This window comes from Streptomyces sp. NPDC059524 (assembly GCF_042749255.1).
Taxonomy (GTDB): domain Bacteria; phylum Actinomycetota; class Actinomycetes; order Streptomycetales; family Streptomycetaceae; genus Streptomyces; species Streptomyces xanthii.
This window is the reverse complement of record NZ_JBHYTK010000229.1, coordinates 1-9,861: the sequence shown is the minus strand read 5'-3', so window position 1 is coordinate 9,861 and position 9,861 is coordinate 1. Positions and strand designations below refer to the sequence as shown.

At 71.8% G+C, this 9,861-nt stretch carries 9 protein-coding genes; 8 read left to right on the top strand and 1 reads right to left on the bottom strand.

The window, feature by feature from the left end; all coding sequences use genetic code 11:
- Positions 1-48: 48 nt before the first annotated feature.
- The 3 genes from ACFW9D_RS36330 to ACFW9D_RS36320 all read left to right on the top strand — a co-directional run bounded on the left by ACFW9D_RS36330 (position 49) and on the right by ACFW9D_RS36320 (position 3,357).
- On the top strand, positions 49-1,308 hold the full coding sequence (locus tag ACFW9D_RS36330; protein WP_384629457.1) for a sensor histidine kinase: 1,260 nt from the start codon (positions 49-51) through the stop codon (positions 1,306-1,308).
- A 91-nt stretch (positions 1,309-1,399) separates the two neighbouring features.
- Entirely contained in the window at positions 1,400-2,065 is a 666-nt protein-coding gene (locus tag ACFW9D_RS36325; RefSeq protein WP_188336124.1) for a response regulator transcription factor, read from the top strand.
- A gap of 104 nt (positions 2,066-2,169) precedes the next feature.
- Entirely contained in the window at positions 2,170-3,357 is a 1,188-nt protein-coding gene (locus ACFW9D_RS36320) for a cytochrome P450 (protein ID WP_384629454.1), read from the top strand.
- Between the two features lie 261 nt (positions 3,358-3,618).
- Here the strand turns inward: ACFW9D_RS36320 and ACFW9D_RS36315 are convergent, their stop codons facing one another.
- Positions 3,619-4,617 carry a Gfo/Idh/MocA family oxidoreductase gene (locus ACFW9D_RS36315; protein WP_384629451.1) on the bottom strand — a complete coding sequence of 333 codons (999 nt, stop codon included), beginning with the start codon at positions 4,615-4,617 and terminating at the stop codon, positions 3,619-3,621.
- A gap of 143 nt (positions 4,618-4,760) precedes the next feature.
- On the opposite strand from ACFW9D_RS36315, the gene ACFW9D_RS36310 reads away from it, so the two are divergent.
- The 5 genes from ACFW9D_RS36310 (at position 4,761) to ACFW9D_RS36290 (ending at position 9,686) form a co-directional block, all read left to right on the top strand.
- Positions 4,761-5,525: a GntR family transcriptional regulator gene (locus ACFW9D_RS36310; RefSeq protein ID WP_384629449.1), complete on the top strand. Its 765-nt coding sequence runs from the start codon at positions 4,761-4,763 to the stop codon at positions 5,523-5,525.
- Positions 5,526-5,645: 120 nt separating this feature from the next.
- Complete coding sequence (locus ACFW9D_RS36305; RefSeq protein WP_384629446.1) at positions 5,646-6,644, top strand: sugar ABC transporter substrate-binding protein; 999 nt, start codon at positions 5,646-5,648, stop codon at positions 6,642-6,644.
- Positions 6,645-6,784: 140 nt separating this feature from the next.
- Positions 6,785-7,789, top strand: coding sequence for a sugar ABC transporter substrate-binding protein (locus ACFW9D_RS36300; RefSeq protein WP_384629444.1), 1,005 nt, complete (start codon positions 6,785-6,787; stop codon positions 7,787-7,789).
- Positions 7,786-8,853, top strand: a complete 1,068-nt coding sequence (locus ACFW9D_RS36295) for an ABC transporter permease (RefSeq protein WP_188336118.1) — start codon at positions 7,786-7,788, stop codon at positions 8,851-8,853. The genes ACFW9D_RS36300 and ACFW9D_RS36295 overlap by 4 nt, the downstream gene beginning before the upstream one ends.
- Entirely contained in the window at positions 8,850-9,686 is an 837-nt protein-coding gene (locus ACFW9D_RS36290; RefSeq protein ID WP_384629441.1) for an ATP-binding cassette domain-containing protein, read from the top strand. The genes ACFW9D_RS36295 and ACFW9D_RS36290 overlap by 4 nt, the downstream gene beginning before the upstream one ends.
- The last annotated feature ends 175 nt before the right edge of the window (positions 9,687-9,861 follow it).

Genomic DNA, 9,861 nt, shown 5'->3' with positions numbered 1-9,861 from the left:
GGCGCAGGAGACGGCCCCGGCCGGCTGACGTGCGTAGATTTGTCGACCATGGAGACACCCCGGCAGAGCGCCGCCCCGACGACCGCGGACCGCCCGCGGCCGCCCTGGCGCCGGCTGCCCCAGGCCGCCGACGAGCTCGACCTCGACCCCGAGGGGAGGCCGGGCCGCCGCCGGCGCACCGCCCGTGACTGGACCGTCGACTTCGGCTGCTTCCTCATCGCCGTCTTCCTCGGGCTGACCTTCTCCCAGGAGGTCTGGGACGACCCGGACCTGCCGCGCGCCGTCGCCCTCCTCGACCAGGCCGTCGGCGCCCTCGCCTGCGCCGGTGTGTGGCTGCGGCGGCGCTGGCCGCTCGGCTACGCGGTCGCGATGATCCCGGCCGGGTTCCTCTCCAACACCGCGGGCGGCGCCGTCCTGATCTCGGTCTTCACGGTGGCCGTGCACCGCCCGTTCCGCGACGCCGCCTGGGTCGCGGGCGTCTCGGCGGCCCTCATGCCGCTCTTCTACTGGTGGCGGCCCGAGGCCGGGACCTCGTACGGGGTGTCCGTCGCGTTCACCGTCGTCCTGCTGATCACGGTGGTCGGCTGGGGCATGTTCGTCCGGTCCCGGCGCCAGCTCCTGCTGTCGCTGCGCGAGCGGGCCCGGCGTGCCGAGACCGAGGCCGGGCTCCGCGCCGAACAGGCCCAGCGCCTGGCCCGGGAGGCCATCGCCCGCGAGATGCACGACGTCCTCGCCCACCGGCTCACCCTGCTCAGCGTGCACGCGGGCGCCCTCGAGTTCCGGCCCGACGCGCCCCGCGCGGAGATCGCCCGCGCCGCCGGAGTCATCCGGGAGAGCGCGCACGAGGCGCTGCAGGACCTGCGCGAGATCATCGGCGTGCTGCGGGCCGGCGACCAGGGCGACGAACCGGGACGCCCCCAGCCCACCCTCGCCGCGCTCGACGGGCTCGTCGCCGAGTCCCGCGAGGCCGGGATGAAGGTCGGCCTCGACAACCGGGTCCGCGAACCGGCGGCCGCCCCCGCCTCCGTCGGACGCACCGCCTACCGCATCGCCCAGGAGGGCCTGACCAACGCCCGCAAGCACGCCCCCGGCGCCGAGGTCACCGTCACCGTCGACGGCGCCCCCGGCGACGGGCTCACCGTCACCGTCACCAACCCGCCGCCACCCGGCCCGGTCCCGCACGTCCCCGGCTCCGGACAGGGCCTGATCGGACTCACCGAACGCGCCACGCTCGCGGGCGGCCGCCTCGACCACGGCCCGGCCCCCGACGGAGGCTTCGCGGTGAAGGCCTGGCTCCCGTGGCCCTGATGACACCCGGGCGCGGCGACGGGGCGCCGCACGCCGTCCCTGCCCCTGATCTTGATGATCCCGGTGACGACCACATGACTACGGTGGGGACATGAACCCGACCCGACTGCTGCTCGTCGACGACGACGCCCTCGTCCGCTCCGGCCTCAGACTCATGCTGGGCGGTGCCGACGACGTCGAGATCGTCGGAGAGGCCTCCGACGGGGCCCAGGCCGTCGAACTCGCCGCCACGGCGCGGCCCGACGTCGTCCTCATGGACATCCGGATGCCGGTCATGGACGGGCTCACCGCCACGGAGCGGCTGCGCGCGGCGCCCGACGCCCCCGAGGTCGTCGTCCTCACCACCTTCCACGCCGACGAACAGGTCCTGCGGGCCCTGCGCGCGGGCGCGGCCGGCTTCGTCCTCAAGGACGCCACACCGGCCGAGATCCTCGGCGCGGTGCGCAGCGTCGCGGCCGGCGACCCCGTCCTCTCCCCGGCCGTCACGCGGCAGTTGATGACCCACGCCGCCGCGACCGAGCGCGAGAACCGCTCCGCGCGCGCCCGCGCGCGCGTGGCCCTGCTCGCCGAGCGCGAGCGCGACGTCGCCCTCGAAGTGGGCCGCGGCAAGTCCAACGCGGAGATCGCCGCGACGCTCTACATGAGCGTCGCCACCGTGAAGACCCACGTCTCCCGCGTCATGACGAAGCTGGACCTCAACAACCGGGTGCAGATCGCCCTGCTCGTCCACGACGCGGACCTGCTCGACGCGCCCTGACGGCTCAATTCACCACCTCCGCGCAGACGTTCGGGAACCCTCGGCGCGCCGGGGGAGTTGGACCAGGGACGACCGGACAGGCGGGAAGAGGGAGGCCACGGCACATGGGCTCAGCACGAGGACCGGTGGACCTGGAGGAGTACGCGGGCGGAGCCGAGGCGTTCTGGGCCGACCCGTACCCCACCTACGAGCGGCTGCGGAAGCTCGGACCCGTCCACCACGTACGCGTTCCGGGCCCCGAGCCCCGTCAGGACCTGTGGCTCGTCGTCGGGCACGAGGCCTCCCGCGCCGCGTTCACCCACCCGAGCCTCGTCAAGACCACGCCCGGCGTACGGGAGATGGACCCGATCGGCCGCCACCTGCTGGTCGCCGACCCGCCCGAGCACGGCCGGCTGCGCGCCCTCGTGACCCGCGAGTTCACCCCGCGCCGGGTGGAGGCGCTCGCCCCGCGCATCCAGAAGATCACCGACGAACTGCTCGACGCGATGGTGCCGCTCGGCTCCGCCGACCTCATCGAGGCGCTCGCCTTCCCGCTCCCGTTCGCCGTCATCTGCGAGCTGCTCGGCGTGCCCGACATCGACCGCGACCGGTTCCGGCGCATGTCGACCGAGGTCGTGGCGCCGACCGCGGCGCCCGACGGCAGCCTGATGCTCGAACTCATCGAGTTCTTCGACGCGTTGATCGAGGACAAACGGTGCTCCGCCCCCGCCGACGACCTGCTCGGCGCCCTCATCCGCACCACCGCGGAGGACGGCGACCGGCTGTCGCCCACCGAGCTGCGCGGCATGGCCTTCCTGCTGCTGATCGCGGGCCACGAGACGACGGTGAACCTGATCGGGAACGGCGTACGGGCGCTGCTCGACCACCCCGAGCAGCTCGCCGCGCTGCGGGCCGACATGTCGCTGCTCGACGGGGCGGTGGAGGAGATGCTGCGCTACGACGGGCCGGTCGAGACCTCCACGTACCGCTTCTCCGCGGCGCCGGTCGAGATCGGCGGGACGGTGATCCCGGAGGGGCAGCCGGTGCTCATCGGGATCGGGACGGGTGGGCGGGACCCGGAGCGGTTCCCCGCGCCGGACGACTTCGACATCCGGCGGGACGCGCGCGGGCATCTCGCGTTCGGGCACGGGATCCACTACTGCCTGGGCGCTCCGCTGGCTCGGCTGGAGGGGCGGGTCGTGCTTCGGGCGCTGCTCGAACGGTGCCCGGGGCTCCGCCTGGACGAGGTGCCTGGTCAGTGGCTGCCGGGCATGCTGATGCGGGGGGTGCGCGAGCTGCGCGTCCGCTGGTAGGGGGCGGCTTCGGCTTCCAGCTCGGCGGGTGCCGGGTCGTCGCCGGGTGCGGGTGGGTGGGGGCTGGTCGCGCAGTTCCCCGCGCCCCTGAAATGCAGGCGCTGCGCGCCGCATTTCCCCGATCAAGGTGCGGGGTGCCTTTCATCTGGGGAAGGCGCGGCGAAGCCGCATGCCTTCCAGGGGCGCGGGGAACTGCGCGAGAAGCCCCACCGGCCCGCGGCCGCGCACGAGCCCGCACTCACCCGGACGGGAAGCGCGTGATCAGGTGCCGGGGATCTCGGACAGGTGGACAACCCTGCGCTCCGCGCGGGACAGCTCGCAGGCCTCGGCGACCCGCAGAGCGGCCAGCGCCTCCCACCCGTCGCAGGGATTGTCCCGCTCGCCCTGGGCCACGGACACGAACGCCTTGAGCTCGGCCTCGTACGCCGGGGCGAACCGCTCCAGGAACCCGGGCCACGGCTTGGGCGCGGCCCGCGGCCCCTCCGGCTCCGTGGAGGCGATCGGCGTGCGGTCGTCGAGGCCGACGACGACCGTGTCCCGCTCGCCCGACAGCTCCATGCGCACGTCGTACCCCGCGCCGTTGCACCGCGTCGCCGTGGCCGTCGCCAGCGTCCCGTCGTCCAGGGTCAGGACGACCGCCGCCGTGTCCACGTCCCCGGCCTCGCGGAACATGGGCGGCCCCGCGTCGGACCCCGTCGCGTACACCTCGACGATCTCCCGCCCGGTCACCCAGCGCAGCGCGTCGAAGTCGTGCACCAGGCAGTCCCGGTACAGCCCGCCCGACAGCGGCAGGTACGCGGCCGGCGGCGGCGCCGGGTCCGAGGTCATCGCGCGCACGGTGTGCACCCGGCCGAGCTTTCCCTCGCGCACGGCGGCCCGCGCCGCCGTGTACCCGGCGTCGAAGCGCCGCTGGAACCCGAGCTGCAGCACGGTGCCCGCCGCCTCGACCTCCCGCAGCGCGGCCAGCGTCCCCGGCAGGTCGAGGGCGATGGGCTTCTCGCAGAAGACGGGGAGACCGGCCCGCGCCGCCCGCCCGATCAGCTCCGCGTGCGCGGCCGTCGCGGCGGTGATCACCAGCGCGTCCACGCCCCACTTGAAGATCTCGTCGACGCTCGGCGCGGCCGTCGCGCCGATCCGCTCGGCGAGTGCCTGAGCCCGCCCGGGCTCGGCGTCGGTGACGACGAGCGAACCCACCTCACGCTCCAGAACCCCCGCGTGAAAGGTGCCGATGCGGCCCGTTCCGATCAGTCCGATGCGCATGGGACTCAACGTGCCGCCCCGCCGGGAACCTGTCAATCCTTTGTCCTGACAAACACCCGTCCGCCCGGCCCCGCCGTCTCCCGGCCGTTTTGTCCGGACAACCGGACTTCCCGTCAACCGTTCCCGCCGCTAACCTCGCCCGCGTGGCCAAACCCGTAGCCGATCCGACCGGCACCCTGGAGCTCGGCGTCGACCGCAGCAGCCCGGTGCCGCTCTACTTCCAGCTGTCCCAGCAGCTGGAGGCGGCGATCGAGCGCGGCGCGCTCACCCCGGGCAGCCTGCTCGGCAACGAGATCGACCTCGCGGGCCGGCTCGGCCTGTCCCGGCCCACCGTCCGCCAGGCGATCCAAGCGCTTGTCGACAAGGGCCTTCTCGTGCGCCGCCGCGGCGTCGGCACCCAGGTCGTGCACAGCCAGGTCCGCCGCCCCCTCGAACTCAGCAGCCTCTACGACGACCTCGCCGCCGCCGGCCAGCGCCCCGAGACCCGCGTCCACACCAACATCCTCGTACCCGCCACCGCCGAGGTCGCCGCCGAACTCGGACTGGCCGAGGGCGAGCCGGTGCACCGCGTGGAGCGGCTGCGCCTGGCCCACGGCGAGCCCGTCGCGTACCTGTGCAACCACCTGCCCACCGGCCTCCTCTCCCTGGAGGACTCCCGCCTGGAGGCCACCGGCCTGTACCGGCTGATGCGCTCCGCCGGCCTCACCCTGCACAGCGCCCGCCAGTCCGTCGGGGCGCGCGCCGCCACCCCCGCCGAGGCCGGACACCTCGGCGAGGCGGAGGGCGCGCCGCTGCTCACCATGCGGCGCACCACCTTCGACGCCACCGGCCGCGCCGTCGAGTTCGGCGCCCACGTGTACCGCGCCTCCCGCTACTCCTTCGAGTTCCAGCTCCTCGTCCGGCCCTGAGGCCCCCGGGCCCGAGCCCGCGGGGTCCGAATGTTCTGACAATTCCATTGACCGCGCCGCGCGGCCCCCGCTACAAAATCCTCCAGCCGCACGGGGCGGCGGAGGAGAGGTGGCTCGACCATGCTCACGACGCGTACGGCCCGTACGGCCGCGGCCCTCGTCGCGGTGATCGCGCTCGCCGCCGGATGCAGCGGCTCGGGCGGCAAGGACTCCGAGGACAAGAGCGAGGGCGCACAGGGCGGCAGGGCCGTCGACACCCCGCGCCTCAAGATCGCGATGATCACGCACTCCGGCGAGGGCGACACCTTCTGGGACATCGTGCAGAAGGGCGCGAAGCAGGCCGCCGCGAAGGACAACGTCGACTTCCTCTACTCCAACGACAAGGAGGCCAAGGGGCAGGCCGAGCTGGTCCAGGCCGCGATCGACAAGAAGGTCGACGGGATCGTCGTCACGCTCGCCAAGCCCGAGGCCATGGAGGCCGTCCTCAAGAAGGCGGAGCAGGCGGGCATCCCGGTGGTGTCGATCAACTCGGGCTCCGAGTTCTCCGCGAAGTTCGGCGCGCTCAGCCACATCGGCCAGGACGAGAGCGTCGCCGGCGAGGCCGTCGGCACCCAGCTCGGCAAGGAGGGCCGCGAGAAGGTCCTCTGCGTCATCCACGAACAGGGCAACGTGTCGCTGGAGCAGCGCTGCGCCGGTGTCAAGAAGACCTTCGACGGCGACGTCGAGAACCTGAACGTGGACGGGACGAACGCGCCCAGCTCCCAGTCCTCCATCGAGGCCAAACTCCAGGCCGACCCGTCGATCGACGCCGTCGTCGCGCTCGGCGCCCCGATCGCCGCGCTCGCCGTCAAGGCCAAGGACGACGCGGACAGCAAGGCGGAGATCGCGACCTTCGACCTGAACGCCGAGGTGGTGCGCCGCCTCAAGGCGAAGGAGGTCGGCTTCGCCGTCGACCAGCAGCCCTACCTCCAGGGCTATCTCGCCGTCGACGAACTGTGGCTCTACAGGACCAACGCCAACGTGCTGGGCGGCGGCAAGCCCGTCCTCACCGGCCCCGCGCTCGTCACCGGGAAGGACGTACCGCGCCTGGAGAAGTACACCGCGCGCGGTACCCGGTGAACGGATGCATGATCCCCGTGACCCATACTTGTGCGTTTGGGACCGCGAAGCGGTCCCCGGGGACCGGTGAACGGTCCGCCGGGACGGGCCGCGCGCCGGTCCCGGTGAACGACGCAGCAGACCAAGAAGGGCACGGCCTCGTGGCACGGTTTCGGACCTGGGTGAGCATCGCCGTAGCGGGGGCGCTCGGCCTCTCGCTGGCGGGATGCAGCAGCACCGGCGGCAAGCGGGCGGAGGACGCCCGTAAGGCCAGTGCCGCGCGGGGCAAGGCGGCGGTGAGCACCCCGCGCTGGACCTTCGCCATGATCACCCATTCGGGCGATGGCGACACCTTCTGGGACATCGTCCAGAGCGGGGCCGAGGAGGCCGCGCGCAAGGACAACATCAACTTCGTCTACTCGCACAACGACGAGGCCCAGCAGCAGGCGCAGCTCGTGGACGCCGCCGTCGACAAGAAGGTCGACGGCATCATCGTCACACTCGCAAAGCCCGACGCGATGAAGGCGGCCGTCGCCCGTGCCCGCAAGGCCGGCATCCCCGTCATCACGGTGAACTCCGGCTCGGCCGAGTCCAAGAAGTTCGGCGCCCTCACCCATATCGGGCAGGACGAGACGATCGCGGGCGAGGCGGTCGGCGAGGAACTGAACAAGCGCGGCCGCAAGAAGGCCCTGTGCGTCCTGCACGAGCAGGGCAACGTCGGCCACGAGCAGCGCTGCGCGGGCGCCAAGTCCACCTTCGACGGCAAGATGGCGAACCTCTACGTCGAGGGCACGAACATGCCCGACGTGCAGTCCGCCATCGAGGCCAAGCTGCAGTCCGACAAGTCGATCGACTCGGTCGTCACGCTCGGCGCCCCGTTCGCCGCCACCGCCGTCAAGGCCAAGCAGGACGCGGGCAGCAAGGCCGAGATCGACACCTTCGACCTCAACGAGAAGGTCGCCCAGGGCCTGAAGAGCGGCGACCTCGGCTTCGCCGTCGATCAGCAGCCCTATCTCCAGGGCTACGAGGCCGTCGACCTGCTCTGGCTCTACCGGTACAACGCCAATGTGCTCGGCGGCGGCCGGCCGGTCCTCACCGGCCCGCAGATCGTGACCAAGGATCAGGCCGCCGAGCTGGAGGAATTCGCGAAGCGGGGGACACGATGACCACCACGGTTCCCGAGAAGCAGCCCGGGCGCGAGCCCGCGGAGCGACTCGACGAACGCCTGATCAAGACCTCGCCGCTGAAGAAACTGATGGGGCGGCCCGAGCTCGGCTCCGTCGTCGGCGCCATCGCGGTCTTCGTCTTCTTCTCGGTCTTCGCCGACAGCTTCCTGCGCGCCTCCAGCCTCGCGACCGTCCTCTACGCGTCCTCGACCCTCGGCATCATGGCCGTACCGGTGGCGCTGCTGATGATCGGCGGCGAGTTCGACCTGTCGGCCGGTGTCCTCGTGACCTCGTCCGCGCTGGTCTCGTCGATGTTCAGCTATCAGATGACGGCCAACACCTGGGTCGGCGTCGGCGTCTCGCTCCTGGTCACGCTCGCCATCGGCGCGTTCAACGGCTTCATGCTGACCCGGACGAAACTGCCCAGCTTCATCATCACGCTCGGCACCTTCCTGATGCTGACCGGCATGAACCTGGGCTTCACCAAGCTCATCAGCGGCACCGTCTCCACCAAGTCGATCTCCGACATGGAGGGCTTCGAATCCGCCAAGGACGTCTTCGCCTCCACGTTCACCATCGGCGGCGTCGACTTCAAGATCACCATCCTGTGGTGGCTGGCCCTCGTCCTCGTGGCCACCTGGCTGCTCCTGCGCACCCGGGTCGGCAACTGGATCTTCGCGGTCGGCGGTGACGTGGACGCGGCCCGCGCGGTCGGCGTCCCGGTCAACAAGACCAAGATCGGCCTCTACATGGGCGTCGCGTTCGGCGCCTGGATCTCCGGCCAGCACCTGCTGTTCTCGTTCGACGTCGTCCAGTCCGGCGAGGGCGTCGGAAACGAGCTGATCTACATCGTCGCGGCCGTCATCGGCGGCTGCCTCATCACCGGCGGCTACGGCTCGGCGGTCGGCGCCGCCATCGGCGCGCTGATCTTCGGCATGACCAGCAAGGGCATCGTGTTCGCCGAGTGGAACTCGGACTGGTTCAAGTTCTTCCTCGGAGCGATGCTGCTCCTCGCGACCCTGCTCAACGCGTGGGTCCGCAAGCGCGCGGAGGCGATCAAGTGAGCGAGAAGAACAGCGAGCAGCCGAACGTGCCGCTGGTCGAGCTGGCCGGGGTCAGCAAGTACTACGGCAACATCCGGGCGCTGGAGGACGTCTCGCTCACCGTGAACGCGGGGGACATCACCTGTGTCCTCGGTGACAACGGCGCGGGCAAGTCCACCCTCATCAAGATCATCGCGGGGCTGCACCAGCACGACGCCGGCTCGTTCGCCATCGAGGGCGAGGAGACGAAGCTCGCCAATCCGCGCGACGCGCTCAACCGGGGCATCGCCACGGTCTACCAGGACCTGGCCGTCGTACCCCTGATGCCGGTGTGGCGGAACTTCTTCCTCGGCTCCGAGCCGACGAAGGGGAGCGGGCCGTTCAAGCGGCTCGACGTCGACTTCATGCGCCGCACCACCCACGCGGAGCTGCTCCGCATGGGGATCGACCTGCGCGACGTGGACCAGCCGATCGGCACGCTGTCCGGCGGCGAGCGGCAGTGCGTCGCCATCGCCCGGGCCGTCTACTTCGGCGCGAAGGTGCTCGTGCTCGACGAGCCGACCGCGGCGCTCGGCGTGAAGCAGTCCGGGGTCGTCCTCAAGTACGTGGCGGCGGCGCGGGACGCGGGGCTCGGCGTGGTGCTCATCACGCACAACCCGCACCACGCGTATCTGGTCGGCGATCACTTCATCCTGCTCAAGCGCGGGGCGATGTTCGGCAGCCATGCGCGGGACGAGATCTCGCTGGACGAGCTGACCCGGCAGATGGCCGGGGGCAGCGAACTGGATGATCTCCGTCACGAACTGGAGCGGGCTCCGGCTCCGCGGCACCTGGGTGGGCCGGACGCCGCGTAGCCGCCCTGGGCCGAGGCGGGATCTCGGCCGCGGCTCCGGTGGGGGCTGGTCGCGCAGTTCCCCGCGCCCCTGGAAGGCAGCGGCTTCGCCGCGCCTTCCCCCGATGACAGGGACCCGGCGCCTTGATCGGGGAAATGAGCCCGAAGGGCATGCATTTCAGGGGCGCGGGTAACTG